This is a genomic window from Dorea chungnamensis (assembly GCF_039832125.1).
GTDB lineage: Bacteria > Bacillota > Clostridia > Lachnospirales > Lachnospiraceae > JAFBIX01.
The window spans coordinates 151,882-171,623 of record NZ_JBDOHT010000004.1 but is presented as its reverse complement, the minus strand read 5'-3'; the positions used below and the strand labels follow the sequence as shown (position 1 = coordinate 171,623).

Genomic DNA, 19,742 nt, shown 5'->3' with positions numbered 1-19,742 from the left:
CTTTTTTGTTGACAGATTATTTTGAATATGATAATATATCTCACGTTGTGTTATGTAACAAATTTGTAATAATTGTAATAAAGTTTAAAGAAATGAATATACTTTATTAAAACAATGTTCATACATTGCAAAATAGGAGGGTATAAATTTATGATAAAAAATAAGAGACTGAGTTCGATGTTCGTGTTTTTGGCAGCATGTTCACTGATGGCAACGGGATTTACCAGCCAGGCAGCCTCTTTACAGTCTGAGACAAACCATACAACAGGGATAGAGACAGCTGACATACAGACTACAGCGATGCAGACAATATCTGAAGAATTCGTGGCTTCCGCCAGTGAAGTTACAGCAGAGGGTCAGCAAATGGCAGCTGAAGAAACAGCCAGAAGAGAACAAGAAGCAAAAGAACAGGCAGAAAGAGAGGCACAGGCTGCGAAAGAATTGCAGCAGAAGCAAGAACTTCTGGCATCTATCATATTTTGCGAGGCAGGAAATCAGCCATACGAAGGACAAGTGGCGGTAGGAGCTGTTGTTCTAAACCGCGTGAACAGCGGAAGCTATCCCAATAGCATAGAAGAAGTCATCTATCAGCCAGGCCAGTTCGGTCCGGCATCCACAGGATGGCTCAACCAAGTCAGAAATTCCGGCGGTTACACCGCAACAGCCCTACAGGCTGCAGCAGATGCACTGGCAGGAGCCAACCCAGTTGGCGGGTGCCTGTACTTCGACAAAGGCGGATGCGGTACCAAAATAGGAGATCATTACTTTCATTAGTAAAATGTTAAAATGGGGACGTAGTAAAATGCAATTTTACTACGTCCCCATTTTAAAAATGCCCTGTACCCAAATTAAGATTTTATGAATTTTTATGTGAAATATACACAAGAATATTAAAATCCTGTACACTGTTGTTTGATAAGGAGTGAAGACAACGATGTACAGGATTTTAATTATTGAGGATGATATGACGATTGCGCATGCGCTTGCAAATCATTTGGAAAGATGGGATTATGAAACGCGGTGTGCGGAGGATTTTAAGTATGTGACAGAGGTTTTTCTGGAGTATGATCCGCAGTTGGTGCTTTTGGATGTTATGCTTCCGTTTTTTAATGGATTTCACTGGTGCCAGGAGATTCGAAAGATATCGAAGGTGCCGATTATTTTTCTGTCTTCAGCCAATGACAATATGAACATTGTGATGGCTATGAATATGGGTGGAGATGAGTATATTGAGAAGCCGTTTGATCTGAATGTAGTGACGGCGAAGGTTCAGGCTATCTTGCGAAGGGCGTATTCTTTCCAGGGTTCGGTCAATGTGATGGAATATCATGGGGCGGTATTGCATTTGAACGATGCGGTGATCGGTTATCGGGATCGGGAATTAGAATTGACAAAAAATGAATTTCGCATTTTGCAGATGCTGCTGGAGAATCGGGGAAAGATTGTCTCGCGAGATGATCTGATTACGAGACTCTGGGAGAGCGATGAGTTTATCGATGACAATACTTTGACGGTCAATATTGCCAGGCTTCGGAAGAAATTAGAGCAACTTGGACTGGATGATATGATCCGCACAAAAAAAGGGATAGGATATATGGTGGAGCAATGAGGATAGTGATGTCATTTTTGCGAGAGCAGACCAGAGAGATATGCTTGTATATGGGGCTGGTCGGAATATTTATTGTAATGTTATTCTTATATAATGTTCCGTTGGATGCGGTTCAATATATTGTGTTATTGATGATTTTGTGGGGAGTTTTCTGTGGAGCAATCGGCTTTTTCCGATATCGGAAACGTCATGAGGCACTTTTAAAGGTGGAAAGGAGTCACGGAAAATGTCTGGATGATCTGCCACAGCCGGAAGGTATGCTGGAAGATGATTATCAGAGAATTGTACGACTTTCTGATAATCTGATCAGAGATATGGAATCGACAGCTCGTATTTCCAAGCGGGAGATGGAAGATTATTATGGAATGTGGATACATCAGATCAAGACACCGATTGCGGCAATGCATGTCTTACTGCAATCCTATGAAAACGGAGATGTAGTTGATCAGATTCTGACTAAAAATATAAAAATGGAACTTTTCAAGATTGAACAGTATGTCGAGATGGTCCTTACTTATCTTAGAGTAGAGGATATGTCGTCGGACTTGTCTTTGAAAACATATGATCTGGATGATATCGTGAAACATGCAGTCCGTAAATATTCACAGCCATTTATTTTGAAAAAGATTAAGTTAAATTATACTACAATAGATATTCAAGTTCTTACAGATGAAAAATGGCTTCTCTTTGTTATTGAACAGATTTTGTCAAATGCATTGAAATATACCAAAAGTATGGGGAGTATTGCCATTTATATGGAAGAGACAAAGCAAGGAAAGTGCCTTGTGATAGAAGATACTGGAATTGGTATTCAGCCAGAAGATCTGCCGCGTGTGTTTGAAAAGGGATTTACAGGATATAATGGCAGGACAGATAAAAAGTCTACTGGGATTGGTCTGTACCTGTGTAAAGTGGTTATGGACAGGCTTCGGCACAGCATATGGATCGAATCAGAGGTTGACCAGGGAACCAAGGTGTTTTTATGCCTGTCCAGAGACGAAGGTTACTTCGAATAGAATCCATTCTTACAAAGATGTAAGTTTATACAGGGAAAATGTAATCCAATTCGATGGAAGGACATTTTCCCGTTTTTTATAATAAGATTTGTAGAGAACAAAGAAAGGATGGATAGATTATGGCACTGTTGGAAGTGAAAAATGTAAAGAAAATATATACGACTCGTTTTGGGGGCAATCAGGTGGAGGCACTTAAGAATGTGAATTTTTCTGTGGAACCAAGAGAGTATGTTGCAATCATGGGAGAATCAGGATCGGGAAAGACGACTCTTTTGAATATTCTTGCGGCACTGGATAAGCCTTCCGGAGGAAAAGTATATTTGAAAGGCAGAGATCTTGGAAGTCTCAGAGAGAAAGAAATTGCAACATTCAGACGTCAAAATCTGGGGTTCGTGTTTCAGGACTTTCATCTTCTGGATACGTTTTCTCTCAAAGATAATATCTTTTTGCCTCTGGTACTTTCCGGCAAAAAGTACGAAGAGATGGAAAAGCGATTAAGGCCGATTGCAGAAAAACTTGGTATTCAGGGAATATTGGACAAATATCCTTATGAAGTGTCCGGCGGACAGAAGCAAAGGGCAGCGGTAGCAAGAGCGCTGATTACCAGGCCGCAGTTGATTCTGGCAGATGAGCCTACAGGAGCGTTGGATTCCAGGGCAGCAGATGATCTGATGAATCTTTTTACGACCATTCATCAGGACGGACAGACAATCGTAATGGTCACTCATAGTGTGAAGGCGGCAAGCAACGCAAAACGGGTGTTGTTCATCAAAGATGGCGAAGTGTTCCATCAGTTGTATCGTGGCAGTCTTACCAATGAGGAAATGTATCAAAAGATCTCAGATACACTGACCGTGTTAACAACGGGAGGTGAGAGGCATGAGTAGCTCCATTTATTCCAGGCTGGCTGTGACAAATATTAAGAATAACCGAAAGACCTATGTTCCGTATATCCTGACGGCCATTCTGACGGTTATGATGTACTATATTATGGATGCTCTTTCCAAAAACCCGGAAATTGGAGATGGAAGTTTGAAATCAGTATTGGATTGCGCAGTTTGGGTTATTATAATTTTTGCAATTATTTTTCTGTTCTATACAAATAGTTTCCTGATTAAGAGACGGAAAAAAGAAATCGGCGTGTATAATATACTGGGCATGGGAAAGCCCCATATAGCAAGGATGCTTACAATTGAAACGATGATTACAGCAGTGCTCAGCATTGGCGCAGGGATGATCTGTGGAATTATTTTCAGCAAATTGATGTATCTGATTTTTTTGAAAATCCTGCACTACGACATAGGAATGAAATTCAATTTATCAGTAGATTCACTTCGCAATACATTAATCCTCTTTGTCGGAATATTTTTGCTGACATTGGGATATAACCTGCTTCAGATTAAACTGTCGAATCCAATAGAACTGCTTCATGGAAGTGAGCAGGGTGAAAAAGAGCCAAAGACAAAATTACTATTGACAATATTTGGCTTGATATCACTTGGAATTGGATATTATATTGCTATTATAACAAAAGAACCTTTGACGGCTCTCACTAATTTTTTCGCAGCAGTTGTATGCGTAATCTTAGGAACATACGCATTGTTTGTGGCAGGCAGCATTGCACTTCTTAAAATGCTTCGCAAAAATAAGAAATTTTATTATCAGACCAGACATTTTACGGCAGTTTCCGGTATGATTTGCCGTATGAAACAGAATGCAGTCGGACTGGCCAATATCTGTATCCTCAGTACGATGGTTCTGGTAATGATATCAACCACAGTATCTCTGTATGCAGGAATGGATGATATATTACATATACGATTCCCGAAAGAATGTAAAGTGAGTATTGAGACTGCCAATCCTGAAAATGAGCAGATGGCAGATCGGATTATTGAAGAAGAAACCAAAAAAGCAGGCGTTAGGCTGGAAAATATTCTGCAATATCATAATGAAGAATTAATGGCATCAAGATCAGACGATGAATTTCAATTGAGAGAATTTGGAAATTATGCGGTTGCTAATACTTGCGAAATAAATCTGATTCCGCTGGAAGACTTCAACCAGATGGAAAATCAAAAGAGGAGTCTTATGGCAGATGAAGTCCTTGTATACAATGTGAAAGGAATGTATGGGAAAGATACGATTAAAATTGGTGACAAAGAGTATCATGTAGCAGAAGAACTGGAACACATGAAAGCAGAACCAAAAAACCAGTCCGGGATATATGAAACCTATTATGTGATATTCCCAGATATAGATCAGATTCAGGATGTACTAAATCATGTATATCAGGATAGTACAATGGATGCAGACTGGATTGCCAAGAAAAGCAGCATTTCTTACGATATATCATTTGACCTGAAGGGGAAAAAACAAAATTGCAAAGATGCAATGAATGTTATCAAGAGCCGGATTGAAAATGAAATTCCGAATGCATCCTGTGAAAGCCGTGAATTAAGCCGTAAAAGCTTTTACGGTTTATACGGCGGACTGTTTTTTATCGGAGTCTATCTTGGAATCATGTTTCTGATGGCAACCGTACTCATCATCTATTACAAACAGATTTCCGAAGGATACGATGATCGCAAACGTTATCAGATTATGCAAAATGTAGGAATGAGTAAAGCAGAAGTCAAACGTTCTATCCGAAGTCAGGTCCTTATCGTATTCTTCCTTCCGCTGGTAATGGCAGTTATACACATCACTGTGGCATTTGGTGTGATTACAAAATTACTGGCAGTATTAAACCTCGTCAATGTCGAATTATTCCGACATTGCACAGTCGCTACCGTTGCAGTATTCGCTGCATTCTATGCAGGAGTATTCACGATTACTACCAGAGAATACTACAAAATTGTTAAATAGATGTTGTTGACACATCCCTTTCTTAGGTTGTATTGTGTATATAGAACATATCATCAATGAACTAGGATGATAGCGATAAGGAGGAGCATGTGGTATGACAAAAGCCGGAGAAAGAGAATTAGTAAAAGTAGAGCATGTGAATGGAGGAGCAGGGTTTATCACAAGAGAGCAGTTGGTTTCTTCTGAGGAAGTCGGAGAAGCTTGTAGAATGTATGCGAAGATATCGGTTCTTCCGAACTGTGAGATTGGATATCATGAGCATCATGGAGAGACGGAATCATATTTTATCCTGTCTGGACATGGAATGTATGATGATAATGGCAAAGCGTATCCAGCTGAACCGGGGGACTTATTCCTGTGTAAAGACGGAGATGGACATGGGCTGAAGAATACTGGAACAGAAGAACTTACATTTATGGCATTGATACTGAAAAAATAATATGGGTAGTTTTCATAGACTAAGTGAAAGGGAGTAAGTTGTCGGAGGACTTACTCCCTTCAAAAGTTAAATATATAATTATAGATTTCGGAAAATATCCATAAGCCGGTCATTGTCTTTTGGCATCATGATACAAAATCGCACATATTCTCCCTCAAGACTTTCAAAAGAGGAACAATCACGGATCATCATACGTTCGCGGATTGCGGCTTCAAATACATCAAATGAAGTAATACCTGTTTTAAGAATTCGAATCAGGATAAAGTTCGCATAGGGATTATAGATTTTTAATGTGCCTTGGGCTTCTAGCTTTTTCAACTCTGTGTAGAGTCTGGTACGTTCAGAGTCAATCAGCTGATAGGTAGCATGGATGTATTCTTTGTCATTTAACATAAGTTCGCCTGCAAAAGCGCCGATACTGTTCAGACTCCATGGATTTTGATGGGTAATCAGAGCCTGAAGAAATGCTTCGTTACTTGTAAGCCCATAACCAAAACGCAGCCCTGGAGCGGCGAAGAATTTGGAGACACCACGGATGACCATGAAGTTGTCGTATTTTGGAACAAGAGGGATAGAACTGATTTCGGTTCCTTCAGGGGCAAATTCCACGTAAGTCTCGTCGATCATGACGAATATATCGAGTTCTTTGCAGCAGTGGATGATCTGTTCCATATCATTTATGCTGATAGCAGAAGAAGTAGGATTGTTTGGATTACAGATGATTACAAGATCGATTTCTTTTGTTAAATTATTTAAAAAATCTGAAATATTTAGACAAAAGTTATCCTCTTCCTTTAGATGATAGTATTCCAGAGTTCCACCGACCAGGGAAAGTTCTCGTGCGTATTCTGAATAGGTAGGTCCGAGTACAAGGGCTTTTCGAGGAGCACGCTGACTGATCAGAAGGGAGATTAGTTCGGTAGAACCATTCCCGACTACAATATGCCGCGGATCTGCATTACAGTAGGAACCTATGTTTTTTTTGAGACTGGTGTAATTTCGGTCTGGATAGCTGCTGATGATGTCCAGATTATCGGCCAGTTCCCTTTTTACTGTCTCTGATAATCCAAGTGGATTGACATTTGCGCCGAATTTAACGATTCCTTCGGCGGAAATGTGGTAATATTCTGCAATCTTTTCTAAATCACTTCCGTGAAATTCTGGTTTCTTTTCCATATCTATGCATCCTATTCTATAATAATTTCATGATTTTGTGTTTCTGGCATTGCCTTTACTTATCAATCAATGCTATAATTTATTATAGTATGTTTTTAGAAAAATGCAACGAAAGAAGCAGGTGTCAGACTTGAAAAATAAAATCCAGAAATTTTCCAAAGGAGACTTTCAGCTCAAACAACCTGATGTCATATTTGATGAAACAAATCTGGTTCTCATTATAGGAGAAGGGGAAGTATATCGGGGGAGTTTTACAATTAAGGCGAATAGTGAGGGAACAATACGGGGGTTGGTCTACCCGTCTTCTTTTCGCGTTCATTTTAAAGACCAGGGATTCGAGGGGAATCCTGCAAAAATAGAATTTACTTATGATGGAAGAGGATTGCGTCCTGGACATGTAGAAGAAGGAAAATTCACAGTTGTGTGCAGCGGCGGAGAGTATGAACTGTCATTTACTGCAATTATTGAGAAGCCTTATGTGATGACGTCTTATGGTAAAGTGCAGAGTACGGATGATTTTCGTAAGCTTGCCATTAAGGATTTTTCTGAGGCGGGAAGATTATTCCGTTCCAAAGAATTCTATGAGATATTAAAATATGAAAATGAGAGAACATTTTATCTTTATGATAATATGCGGAAATGGTCACTTGGTGAACAGGCGATGGAAGAATTCCTGGTAGGAATAAAACAGAAAGAGTGTATCTTTCTGACTTTGCCGGGAGAAGGTATGTTGTTTGAGGATATTTCGGAACCTACCAAGGGAACTTTGACGCTGATGAAGAATACCTGGGGATATATGCCGATTCATATTGAGACTGAAGGTGGGTTTATTCGAGTATCCCGGCCGGAAATCAGCACTGAAGATTTTGTGGGGAATGCGCATGAGATTGAATATGTAGTCCGTCCGGAGCGTTTGCATGCTGGACGTAATTATGGTGCGCTTAAGTTTGTTACACCTTATGAGACCTTGAAATATGAGATTGAAGTTCTGCAGAATCAGGAATATCATGAAAATCACAGAGTACCGGAACTTCTGCTTGCGCAGATATTGAAAGAATATGTTGGGTATATTGGCGGAAGGATTAAGCTGGAAAATTGGATCGACAGTGCAGTTGAGAAGATGACTGCACTTCGAAAGTTAGAGCCGCAGAGTGAACTCTACCAGTTGATGCAGGCTCAGATTTATCTTGCAGGTAATAAAGTAGAAGAAGCAAAATGGATTCTTGAAAATTATAATTATAATAGATTTGCAATCGGAAAGGATCCTGTGACAAATTGTTATTATCTTTATCTGACGGCGCTTGTCAGAGGTAAGGGGAATCATGTAGAGCGTGTACTTGATGAGATAGGCAAGACTTATATGCGTCATCAAGATTCATGGGTCCTTCTGAGCATGTTGTTAGATCTTGATCCTAGATATAAGAATGCATATAAAAGAATTGAAGTATTAGAGCAACAGTTCGAATACGGAATACACGGTGTATTATTCTATCTGGAAGCATATTTGTGCTATCAGGAGAAGCCGACACTTTTGAAAAAACTTGGAGCATTTGAGATGCAGGTTCTGAACTTTGCATCCAAATACCGTTTAATGACGAAGGAATTAGCATTGTACGTGTCGAATTTTGCCAGTCAGCAGAAGAACTACAGTGATTCTATGTTCCGGATTTTGGAGCGTATATATAAGATGTACAATGAGCCAATGATTCTGAATACTATCTGTACCCTTCTGATTAAAGGAAATAAGACACAGAAGCGTTATTTTGTGTGGTATCAGCGTGCAGTTGATGCGGAATTAAAGATCGCGCAGTTGTACGAGTATTATATGATGACTATTGATGAAGACAATGCCAGAGGACCACTTCCAAAGACAATTCTGTTGTATTTTATGCATGGGAATTCGCTGAATTATAAAAAGGCAGCTTTTCTTTATGCCAATCTGATAACCTATGAAGAAACGGCTGGAGATTTATACTTGAATTATAGGGAACAAATGGTGGCGTTTACATGGGATCAATTGATGAAGCGCCATATTACAGAGTCTCTTCGAATATTATATAAGAGATTCTGCCAGGAAGAAGAGATGACGGCAGAACGGATGGAAGCCATGCGGGACATCTGTTATTCTTATGAGATCAAGACGAAAGTTCCAAACATGAATTGTGTTCTTGTAATTGAGAAAGATGGAGCAATCCGGCAGAGAGTTCCATACGATGAAGATGGTGCAATTATTTTCCTGTATGATAAAGAATCAAGGATTGTATGGGAATCTGTAGAAGGACGTCATTATACGGATTCTATTGTATATGAGACAAGACGGCTCTTTTATGAACCGCGTTTCCTTGATATGTGTCGTAAGTATGCGGCATCAACGGGAATCTGGAAGCAGGAAAATGAAAAAGAAGAGCCGACGTTTGAAAAAATAAAAGTTAAAGGAATCAATGCATTTGATGAAAAAGACGTATTTCGCATGTGCAGTAAACGGATTCGTGAGGATAATTATGAAGAAGATGAGTTCTTAAATTATCTTTGTATTGAATTGTTCAAAAGACAGCAGTATGATAAGGTGACTCTGATGTATCTTGCGAATTATTACTGCGGTGCGACCAGAGATATGAAAAAACTCTGGAAAGTATTACGGGAATATGGAATCCCTGCATTCAAAGTCGGAGAGCGTATAATTACCCAGATGCTATTTTCTGAAAATCTGTTTCAGGAAGAAGAGATATTTGAAGATTACTATATGTCTGATAATGTCTATTTTCGTTTGAAACAGGCGTATCTGGCATATGTATCCAGAGAATATGTGGTATATGGACGAAGCTTGAAATCCTGTGTATTTGATATGATTGCAAATGAATGTGATAAAAAAGAAGAATTACCGGATATCTGTAAAGTTGCGCTTTTAAAGTATTATTCCGGACGAGATTATACTGCGGCTTTGGAAGTAATCCTTCATCAAGTATTGAGAGAGATGTGCGAGAAACAGATTGTTTTCCCGTTTTATCTGCAATATAAGAAAGAATGGCTTAGAGAAGTACAATTGTATGATAAGACAATGATTTCTTATCAGTCAGCGCCAGGAAGCAGAGTTACTTTGTATTACAAAGTAAAACAAGGGAACCGTGATGGATTGGGGTATCAAAGTGAAGCCATGATGCCGGTATATGAGAATTTGTATGTAAAACAATTTGTCCTGTACGACGATGAATCCGTGAGTTATTATTTCGCGGAAAGCAGGGAAAAAGAGGATATCACTACAGAGAAATCTGTGTTGAAAAATGAGAAACAAATTGCAGGCTCTGGAAAATATGGAAAGTTAAATGATATGACTAAGATGGCGCCTGCATCGCGCAGAAAAGCGATGATAGAGTACCAGGAAGAAGAAATTATGGCAGAACATTTATTTAAGATTTATTAGGAGAGAGGAGGATATGATAATGAAAAGGGGCAGTATTCTGGGCTATGATCTAAATGAAAAGAATTGCCAGATCAGTTATTACGACGAGAACAAAGAAGAACCTGAGACACTGGAAGTTTCCGTAGATAATTATCAGATTCCTCTGGTATTAGGATATTATAAAGAACATTGGGTTTATGGAAAAGAGGCGAAAAGGCTTGCGGCAATCAATGAGGGATGTACGATAACCGATCTTTTTAATAAGGCGGTACATCGAGAAAAAGTAAGAGTTGGTGCACGTAATCACGATGCAGTATGGCTCCTCGCCAAGTTTGTTAGTCTGACACTGGAAGAATTTGAAGATATCAAATTTATAACGTTTACAGTTCCGTTTACAAATATTGATATGTCAAAAATGATGAAAGGAATTGGTCAGCATCTTGGCGTTCCGAAAGAAAAAGTATGTGTTCAGGATTATAAAGAGAGTTTTTGTCATTATATGTTTTATCAACCAAAAGAGTTGTGGCAGTATGAATCAGCATTATTCTATTGTGATGCGCATGAGATACGGGCTTATATGCTGCGGAAACTGAATGCAATCAGTGGCAGAGGAAAAGATATGTTCGTGACAGTTGATGAAGTGGCAAATGCGCGTATGAAGGAGCTGGAAGCAATCTATCCGGTACTAAATGTTGATAAAGCAAAAGATGCGGATGAGCGATTTAAGACATTTATTCAGAGCGTATTTGAGAAAAAGGTAGTATCTTCCGTATATTTGACGGGAGAGGGATTTGAGAATAATTGGTATCCGAATTCTTTGAAAGTACTTTGTAATGGAAGGAGAGCTTTCCTAGGCAATAATTTGTACAGTAAAGGAGCGTGCTATACATCAATCCGAAAATGTCTTGATTATGATGAGGGACCGGTCTATCTGGATGAAACCAAGATGACGGAGCAGATATGTCTGCGTATGCGGGTGAATGGTCAGGAAGGCTGGTATCCAATTGTCTCATGGGGAACCCATTGGTATGAAGCAGATGGACAATGGGATGTGATCCTGGAAGATACCTCAGATATCGAAATTCACGTAGAGACATTGGCAGGAGAAGAACTTCAGGTTGAAACGGTTTCGCTGGAAGGTCTCCCTGAAAGAAGAGATTATTCTCTGAGAATTCAGATTGAAGCAATGTTTATGGATGAACGTACCTGTAAGCTCACATTTAAAGATGTCGGATTTGGAGAATTTTTCCTGTCGTCCGGTTTTCAGGTAGAGAAGATATTACATTTAGGAGGAATCAATGGGCAGTTTAATTCTATGTCATAGAAAAAAAGCAAAACAACCATACGAGATATCCAGAGTTCATATGAGAATCTATACGATAGAGGAACTGTGCTATTATATATGCAACAATCTGTATCTGATTGATTATACGATTATAAACAGACAGCTTTGTAATTGGATTGACACTGAATTAGATATGAAAGAGCTGGCTGATAAGCTGCGCGAAGAATTGAGGCAGAACTGTTCGATGGAGCAATTTGTGTTGACAATTTTGAGAGAATCAACGATTTATGCAGCGGCGGATATTAATAAGATCCAGAGTTTGTTAGAACATCTTCAGAACCAGAAAGATGTAGAACGAACAAAGTATAAAGCAGACAGTTTGCAAAATAGTGGAGAATATGAAACTGCGATACTGGTATATCAGTCTATCATCAATCAGGAGTGGGATGATTCTGTGCCCAAGATGTTTTATGGTAAGGTGTATGCATGTCTGGGAGCGGCTTATGGACATCTGTTTTTATATGAGGAAGCTGCCAGGATGTATCAGGAAGCCTATCGAATATGCGAGGAATCAGATCTGTTGAAGGCATATCTTTATTGCTGTTATCGTTTTATGCCGGAAGATCAATATGTGAAAATGTTATCAGGAAATCCTATTTACCTGAGTGTGAATTCTCTTTTGAGAGACGAGATGAAAGAAGTGCAAAAGGAAATTGATATAGATATGCCGGAAGAACAGCTGGTACAGTGGAAAAAGGAATATCGCAGAACGGATAAGAAAACAGTATAAATTTACAGGCACCTGAAAAAGGTGCCTGTTGTGTTATCCTTGTGTAAATCGAGACAGGAATTGTTTTGTACGTTCTTCTTTAGGGTGTTCGAATACTTCGTAAGGATCTCCCTGTTCGAGAATGTATCCATCGTCCATGAAAATCACCTGATTGGCAACATCTCTTGCAAATGCCATTTCATGTGTGACAATAATCATTGTAGTGTTCTTGTCTGCAAGTTCTTTGATTACTTTCAATACCTCTCCGGTAAGCTCTGGATCCAGTGCGGAAGTTGGTTCATCAAAGCAGAGAATATCAGGCTGAAGTGCTAATGCGCGGGCAATTGCGACACGCTGGCATTGTCCTCCGGACAATTGATGAGGATAATTATCCATACGATTTTCCAGACCCATTTGAATGAGAAGGTTCTCGGCCTGTGATTTGATCTCTTCGTGGATTTCCTTTTTCTTTGCTTTGTAATCAGGCTGCTCTTTGGCTAATAATTCTTTGGCCAGCATAACATTTTCCAGAGCAGTGTACTGTGGAAAGAGATTGAATGACTGAAAAACAAGACCAAAATGAAGCCGTTTTTTTCGAATTGCGGTTTCTTTTTGTGTAGATGGATCCGCATAGTCAAATAATGTTTCTCCATTTACACGGATAATACCTTTGTCTGGTTGTTCTAAAAAGTTCAGACAACGCAGAAGAGTGGTCTTACCGCTGCCGGATGAACCAATGATGGATACGACTTGCCCCTTTTCCAGAGAAAAACTGATGTCCTTCAATACTTCTGTGTTATTAAAAGATTTGCAAATATGTTCAACTTCTAAAATAGCCATTGTATGACCTCCCTTTTATCTAAAATAGTCTAGTTTCTTTTCCAGACGCCCAAGCAAAACAGTAAGAACGCCGTTGAAAATCAGATAGTAGACAGCTGTGAAGAACAATGGCCAAATAACACCAGAAATTCCCTGTGAGCCTTTCATAAAGGCCTGGCCAGCCCAGATGATCTCTTGCAATGCAATGATTCGGGCCAGTGAAGTGTCTTTTACCAAAGTAATGATTTCATTGGACATTGGCGGAACAATATGTTTGATCATCTGTAATAACTTTACTTTGAAGAAAATCTGAGTTTTAGTCATTCCAAGTACAAGACCGGCTTCTTCCTGGCCTACAGGAACACCTTGTATACCGCCGCGATATATTTCGGAAAAATAACAAGCATAGTTTATAATGAAAGAAACGGATGCAGCGAGAAAACGGCCGGTTTCACCACTGCCCCAGATTGGATTGTGTAATACAAGTCCAGGAAAATAATAAATTATAAGCAACTGAATCATAAGTGGAGTACCACGTACGATCCAGACAATCAACTTTGTAAGATAACTCAAAGGTTTAAAATGGGACATAGAGCCAAAAGAAATAATCAGACCCAGAGGAAATGCCCCGATCAATGTTACAAAGAAAAGTTTTAAAGTTTGTAAAAAGCCGATGTTTAGTGAGTTGATGACAACCGGCATTTGTTCCATTATATGTTCCATAGGATTATCCTGCTTTCTCTTTGTGTAATGATTCTAGTGAAAAATAGAGAGCGGGGAAAACCGCCCTCTATGAATATACATTACATTATTATTTTGATTATTGTTCAAGAATGGCATCCTTTACACCATATTTCTCAGCACATTCCATCATGCTGCCATCTGCATAGCTGGAAGCGAAGAATTCATTCAGTGCTTCTGCCAGATCAGATCCTTTACGGAAACCAACACCGTATTCTTCACTGTTCAGTTCTACTGTATGGGTTAAGGATTCGTAACTTGTTCCTTCTCCGATCATAGCAGCTGCCATAAGTAAATCGATAACAGCAGCATCAGATGTTCCTGCAGATACTTCCATCAGAGCATCTGCCTGAGATGCAACTGCTGTATACTCAAGATTCAGAGCACTAACTTCTTCTTCACCGGCACTTCCTGTCTCAACTGCGAAAGCGAGATCAGCAAGACTGTCGGTATCCTGATATTGATCTGCCTTATCAGAAGGAACTACAACAACCTGTGCGTTTTTGCAGTATGCATTGGAGCATTCCATTGCACTTGTAACTTCATCTGTTAATGTCATACCGTTCCATACGCAGTCAATGGTCTTGCCATCAAGCTCCATAATCTTGTTATCCCAGTCGATTTCAACAAATTCAACATCAACTCCAAGGCTGTCTGCAAATGCTTTTGCCATGTCAGCATCAAAACCAACCCATTCATCGCTGCCTTCTTCTTTGTAATCCATTGGTTCAAAATTTGTAATACCTACGACCAATGTTCCCTTTTCTTTTACGTAATCAGAATCGCTCTGGCTTTCTGTTGACTCCTTGCTGTCTTCTTTAGAATCAGAAGAACCACAAGCTGCCAAGGACAGAACCATGATTAATGATAACGTGAATGCAATAAATTTTTTCATAGTACATCTCCTCAATATTATTGTTAAATTATATTTCTTTTACGTTACAATATTATCAAGTTAGCAGACTAAAGTCAACAGGATTTTTAAAGAAGAGAGATTGCTTTTCTGAACGCCTTGTATTATACTGGTATTGCATGTCAAGTGCATTGATACAGTACTTTGTATGATTTGGGTATAAAAAAAGAATAAGTAAGGAGCTTACATTCATGGATAACTTTGAAAAAGTTACGACAGGTATGGGAGAGGAATGTGGAGTTTTTGGAGCCTATGATATGGACGGAAGCGATGTTGCTTCTGATGTATACTATGGGCTTTTTGCGTTGCAGCACAGAGGACAGGAAAGCTGTGGTATTGCTGTGACGGATACTTATGGGGAAAGAAAAGTACATTTTAAAAAAGGACTTGGTCTGGTAAATGATGTTTTTGATGCCGAAGCATTGGAAGCATTACATGGTAATCTTGGGGTTGGTCATGTCCGCTATTCAACAGCTGGAGGTACAAGGGCAGAGAATGCTATGCCGCTGGTTTTGAATTATGTAAAAGGAACTTTGGTGATTGCACATAATGGTAATTTGACGAATGCAGTGGAACTTCGGCATGAATTGGAATATACGGGGGCTATTTTCCAGACAACGATTGATTCTGAAGTGATTGCATATCATATTGCAAGAGAACGTCTGAAGACGAAGAATGCCGAAGATGCAGTAAAAAAGGCCATGAAAAAAATAGAAGGTGCTTATGCATTGGTAGTAAGTTCTCCGAGAAAGATGATTGGTGCAAGAGATCCATATGGTTTCAAGCCTCTTTGTATCGGGAAAAGAGATAATACTTATTTTTTGGCTTCTGAAAGTTGCGCGATTGCGGCAGTTGGGGCCGAATTTGTCAGAGATGTGGAACCGGGTGAAATCGTAAGCATTACGAAAAAAGGAATCAAATCCGACATGTCGATGGCAATTCATCCTGCGAAACAGGCAAGATGTATCTTTGAATATATTTATTTTGCCAGAACAGATAGCTGTATGGATGGCGTAAATGTTTATCATTCGAGAATTGTTGCGGGAAAAGCATTGGCAGAGTCTTATCCTGTGGATGCGGATCTGGTAGTTGGTGTGCCAGATTCTGGTCTGGTAGCTGCAAAAGGATATTCGGAACAGTCTGGAATTCCCTACGGAATGGCATTTCATAAAAACAGTTATGTCGGCAGGACTTTTATTAAACCAAAACAAAGTGAGAGAGTCAGCAGTGTCAAAATCAAGCTGAATGTTATCGAAGAAGTAGTCAAGGGGAAAAGAATTGTTATGGTAGATGATTCTATTGTAAGAGGAACTACCAGTGCCAATATTATTAAAATGTTGAAGAAAGCAGGGGCGAAAGAAGTTCATGTCAGAATCAGTTCGCCGCCATTCTTGTATCCTTGCTATTTTGGTACCGATGTACCATCTAATGAACAGCTGATTGCCCATTCACATACGACAGAACAGATTCGTGAGATGATAGGGGCGGATTCACTGGGATATATGGAGATTGACAAATTAAAGGATATGGTAGGGAATCTGAGCTATTGTGATGCTTGTTTTACCGGCAAATATCCAGTAAAAGTACCGGGGAAAGATGTTTCCCTGGCATTTGAGTAGTAGATCTGTAACAAGGAAAAAGAAAAGGAGAATCAGATTATGAGTAATGACAGATATCAAAGCCCGCTTTCTGAGCGTTATGCTAGTAAGGAGATGCAATACATCTTTTCGCCAGATAAAAAGTTCAGAACATGGAGACGACTTTGGATCGCTCTTGCAGAAACAGAAAAGGAATTGGGACTGCCAATTACAGAAGAACAGATTGAAGAATTAAAAGCTCATGCAGATGATATCAACTATGATGTAGCAAAAGAAAGAGAGAAAATTGTGCGTCATGATGTTATGTCGCATGTTTATGCGTATGGACAGCAGTGTCCTAAAGCAAAGGGAATCATTCATTTGGGTGCCACTTCTTGTTATGTTGGCGATAATACAGATGTCATTTTAATGTCTGATGCTTTGGAATTGGTGAGAACAAAGCTGATTAATGTAATAGCAGAACTTGCGAAATTTGCTGATGAATATAAGAACCTTCCGACTCTGGCATTTACGCATTTTCAGCCGGCTCAGCCGACAACTGTTGGAAAACGTGCAACACTTTGGATGCAAGAGTTTATGATGGATCTTGAAGATTTGGAATATGTAAAAGGAAGTCTTAAATTACTGGGCTCTAAAGGAACCACTGGAACACAGGCAAGTTTCTTGGAATTGTTTGATGGCGACCAGGAGACGATTGATAAAATTGATCCGATGATCGCAGAGAAGATGGGATTTAAAGCGTGCTATCCAGTATCCGGGCAAACATATTCTCGTAAGGTAGATACCAGAGTATTAAACGTTCTTGCAGGCATTGCGGCAAGTGCACACAAGTTCTCGAATGATATTCGACTTCTTCAGCATTTGAAAGAAGTGGAAGAACCATTTGAGAAGACACAGATAGGATCTTCCGCGATGGCGTATAAGAGAAATCCAATGAGGAGTGAAAGAATTGCTTCATTGTCGAGATATGTTATGATTGATGCACTGAATCCGGCTATCACTTCTGCGACACAATGGTTTGAAAGAACTTTGGATGATTCTGCTAATAAGCGTCTCAGTGTACCGGAAGGTTTCCTTGCAATTGATGGTATTCTTGACCTGTGTCTGAATGTAGTAGATGGTTTGGTGGTATATCCAAAGGTGATTGAGAAACGACTTATGTCTGAACTCCCGTTTATGGCAACAGAGAATATTATGATGGATGCTGTGAAAGCTGGCGGTGACAGACAGGAACTTCATGAAAGAATTCGTGAGTTGTCAATGGAAGCAGGCCGTAATGTGAAAGAAAAAGGGCTGGATAATAATCTTCTTGAACTGATTGCAGCTGATCCGGCATTCAATCTGACATTGGATGAGCTGAAGAAAACTATGGATCCGGCAAAATATACAGGCCGTGCATCTGTGCAGGTAGAAGCGTTCCTTGAAAATGTTGTGAAACCAGTTCTGGATGCCAATAAGGATGTCCTTGGCATGACTGCGGAAATCAATGTTTAATATTACCAAAAAATAAAAAATCAAGTGTTTTTTTGAAAAATCTTAAATGGCGTAAACGGCGTGTTTGCGCCATTTTTCTTTTTTGTATTGACTGATTAAAAGTCATAAAATGGCAAAAGTGACGAAAATTCTTCAAAATTCTCTGCAATTATTGAAGAAAAAATGGGTGAGTGATATTATAGACACATCGAATAATGTTATTCAAAATATCAATACAATGAAGGGGGTCATGTTGTGGAGGCAGCATTAAATAACATTTTTTCAACTATTGGCAGTTATCTTTCAAACTACATTCTGATCGTAGCACTTCTTGGTGGCGGTATCTGGTTTACTGTGAAACTTGGTTTCATTCAGGTAAAGGGCTTCGGCGAAGGAATGAGAAGAACGTTTGGTGGACTTTTCAGCAAAAAAGGCGAGGCGGGAAATGATGGTATGTCTTCTTTCCAGGCACTGGCTACAGCTATTGCAGCTCAGGTAGGTACTGGTAACATTGCTGGTGCGGCAACAGCACTTGCAGTCGGTGGACCAGGAGCGATCTTCTGGATGTGGATTGCGGCATTCCTTGGAATGGCAACAATCTATGCAGAGGCAATTATGGCACAGAAATATAAGAAGATTGGTGATGACGGAGTTGTGACAGGTGGTCCTGTTTACTATATTCGTGCAGCATTTCAAGGACCATTTGGTAAGTTCCTTGCAGGGGCATTTGCAATCCTGATTGTTCTTGCACTTGGCTTCATGGGTAATGCTGTGCAGTCCAATTCTATTGCGGCAGCATGGAATACAGCATTTGGAATCCCAAAATGGGTTATGGGTGCTATTCTTGCAGTTGTAGCTCTGTTTGTGTTTGTTGGAGGCATGGGACGTATTGCTAAGATTACTGAGATGATTGTTCCGGCTATGGCAGCACTTTATATTATAGGTTCATTGATTGTCATTATCTATAATTTTAAAGAGATTCCTTATGCGTTCAAATCTATTATTGTAGGTGCGTTTGCACCGTCTGCGGTTGTCGGTGGTGCGGCAGGTGCAACGATCAAGCTCGCACTTACAAAGGGTGTTGCAAGAGGTTTGTTCTCTAATGAGGCTGGTATGGGTTCTACACCTCATGCTCATGCAGTGGCGAAAGTAGATCATCCGGTAGAGCAGGGATTTGTGGCTATGATTGGTGTGTTTATTGATACATTCGTAATTCTGAACCTGACAGCTCTCGTAATTATTACAACACATTCTATTCCGACTGGACTTACCGGAGCAGAGTTAAGCCAGTATGCATTCTCAACATTATATGGAAAAGGCGGAGATATCTTTATTGCTGTATGTATGCTGTTCTTTGCGTTTTCTACTATCCTTGGATGGTATTTCTTCGGACAGGCTAATATCAAGTATCTGTTTGGAGCAAAAGCAGTAAAAGTGTATTCTGTGATTGTGGCGGTTTGCGTGTTCCTTGGATCACTAGCAGAGGTTGAACTTGTATGGACAATGCAGGATTGCTTCAATTCTCTGATGGTTATTCCGAACATTCTTGCGTTGTTTGCACTTAGCGGAGTGATTAAAGAAGTACATAATGATTACTTTAAAAATAAAAAGAACAAATAACTATTCGTTATTTCTATAG

At 39.6% G+C, this 19,742-nt stretch carries 16 protein-coding genes; 12 read left to right on the top strand and 4 right to left on the bottom strand.

The window, feature by feature from the left end; genetic code table 11:
- Nucleotides 1-150 precede the first annotated feature (150 nt).
- The 6 genes from ABE613_RS05320 to ABE613_RS05295 all read left to right on the top strand — a co-directional run bounded on the left by ABE613_RS05320 (nucleotide 151) and on the right by ABE613_RS05295 (nucleotide 5,929).
- Nucleotides 151-774: a cell wall hydrolase gene (locus tag ABE613_RS05320; RefSeq protein WP_235231822.1), complete on the top strand. Its 624-nt coding sequence runs from the start codon at nucleotides 151-153 to the stop codon at nucleotides 772-774.
- Nucleotides 775-934: 160 nt separating this feature from the next.
- Nucleotides 935-1,609 carry a response regulator transcription factor gene (locus tag ABE613_RS05315; protein WP_235231823.1) on the top strand — a complete coding sequence of 225 codons (675 nt, stop codon included), beginning with the start codon at nucleotides 935-937 and terminating at the stop codon, nucleotides 1,607-1,609.
- An 8-nt stretch (nucleotides 1,610-1,617) separates the two neighbouring features.
- A complete protein-coding gene (locus tag ABE613_RS05310) occupies nucleotides 1,618-2,625 on the top strand; it encodes a sensor histidine kinase (protein WP_347375866.1) in 1,008 nt (335 codons plus the stop codon).
- A 119-nt stretch (nucleotides 2,626-2,744) separates the two neighbouring features.
- On the top strand, nucleotides 2,745-3,512 hold the full coding sequence (locus ABE613_RS05305) for an ABC transporter ATP-binding protein (protein ID WP_235231825.1): 768 nt from the start codon (nucleotides 2,745-2,747) through the stop codon (nucleotides 3,510-3,512).
- Nucleotides 3,505-5,490, top strand: a complete 1,986-nt coding sequence (locus tag ABE613_RS05300; RefSeq protein WP_347375865.1) for an FtsX-like permease family protein — start codon at nucleotides 3,505-3,507, stop codon at nucleotides 5,488-5,490. The genes ABE613_RS05305 and ABE613_RS05300 overlap by 8 nt, the downstream gene beginning before the upstream one ends.
- 94 nt (nucleotides 5,491-5,584) lie before the next feature.
- Entirely contained in the window at nucleotides 5,585-5,929 is a 345-nt protein-coding gene (locus ABE613_RS05295; RefSeq protein ID WP_235231827.1) for a cupin domain-containing protein, read from the top strand.
- Between the two features lie 78 nt (nucleotides 5,930-6,007).
- Here the strand turns inward: ABE613_RS05295 and ABE613_RS05290 are convergent, their stop codons facing one another.
- Nucleotides 6,008-7,105 (bottom strand): pyridoxal phosphate-dependent aminotransferase, encoded by a 1,098-nt coding sequence (locus ABE613_RS05290; protein ID WP_347375864.1) that lies wholly within the window; start codon nucleotides 7,103-7,105, stop codon nucleotides 6,008-6,010.
- A 130-nt stretch (nucleotides 7,106-7,235) separates the two neighbouring features.
- Between ABE613_RS05290 and ABE613_RS05285 the strand changes: the two genes are divergently transcribed.
- Genes ABE613_RS05285 through ABE613_RS05275 form a run of 3 tightly spaced genes read left to right on the top strand, consistent with a single transcriptional unit; the run spans nucleotide 7,236 to nucleotide 12,580 of the window.
- Complete coding sequence (locus ABE613_RS05285; protein WP_347375863.1) at nucleotides 7,236-10,526, top strand: DUF5717 family protein; 3,291 nt, start codon at nucleotides 7,236-7,238, stop codon at nucleotides 10,524-10,526.
- Between the two features lie 19 nt (nucleotides 10,527-10,545).
- Entirely contained in the window at nucleotides 10,546-11,829 is a 1,284-nt protein-coding gene (locus ABE613_RS05280; protein WP_235231833.1) for a DUF5716 family protein, read from the top strand.
- Nucleotides 11,804-12,580: a hypothetical protein gene (locus ABE613_RS05275; protein WP_235231835.1), complete on the top strand. Its 777-nt coding sequence runs from the start codon at nucleotides 11,804-11,806 to the stop codon at nucleotides 12,578-12,580. Before ABE613_RS05280 ends, ABE613_RS05275 begins: the two co-directional genes overlap by 26 nt.
- Nucleotides 12,581-12,613: 33 nt before the next feature.
- On the opposite strand, the gene ABE613_RS05270 is transcribed toward ABE613_RS05275, so the two are convergent.
- From ABE613_RS05270 to ABE613_RS05260, 3 genes are all read right to left on the bottom strand, one after another.
- The gene (locus ABE613_RS05270) at nucleotides 12,614-13,399 is read right to left on the bottom strand and encodes an amino acid ABC transporter ATP-binding protein (RefSeq protein ID WP_235231837.1); all 786 of its coding nucleotides are present in this window, start codon (nucleotides 13,397-13,399) and stop codon (nucleotides 12,614-12,616) included.
- Between the two features lie 15 nt (nucleotides 13,400-13,414).
- A complete protein-coding gene (locus tag ABE613_RS05265) occupies nucleotides 13,415-14,101 on the bottom strand; it encodes an amino acid ABC transporter permease (protein WP_235231838.1) in 687 nt (228 codons plus the stop codon).
- Between the two features lie 97 nt (nucleotides 14,102-14,198).
- Complete coding sequence (locus tag ABE613_RS05260) at nucleotides 14,199-15,014, bottom strand: transporter substrate-binding domain-containing protein (protein ID WP_235231839.1); 816 nt, start codon at nucleotides 15,012-15,014, stop codon at nucleotides 14,199-14,201.
- Nucleotides 15,015-15,223: 209 nt separating this feature from the next.
- On the opposite strand from ABE613_RS05260, the gene purF reads away from it, so the two are divergent.
- From purF to ABE613_RS05245, 3 genes are all read left to right on the top strand, one after another.
- Nucleotides 15,224-16,651 (top strand): amidophosphoribosyltransferase, encoded by a 1,428-nt coding sequence (gene purF, locus ABE613_RS05255; RefSeq protein WP_235231840.1) that lies wholly within the window; start codon nucleotides 15,224-15,226, stop codon nucleotides 16,649-16,651.
- Nucleotides 16,652-16,690: 39 nt separating this feature from the next.
- On the top strand, nucleotides 16,691-18,124 hold the full coding sequence (gene purB, locus ABE613_RS05250; RefSeq protein WP_235231841.1) for an adenylosuccinate lyase: 1,434 nt from the start codon (nucleotides 16,691-16,693) through the stop codon (nucleotides 18,122-18,124).
- A 234-nt stretch (nucleotides 18,125-18,358) separates the two neighbouring features.
- Entirely contained in the window at nucleotides 18,359-19,723 is a 1,365-nt protein-coding gene (locus tag ABE613_RS05245) for an alanine/glycine:cation symporter family protein (protein WP_235231842.1), read from the top strand.
- Nucleotides 19,724-19,742 lie beyond the last annotated feature (19 nt).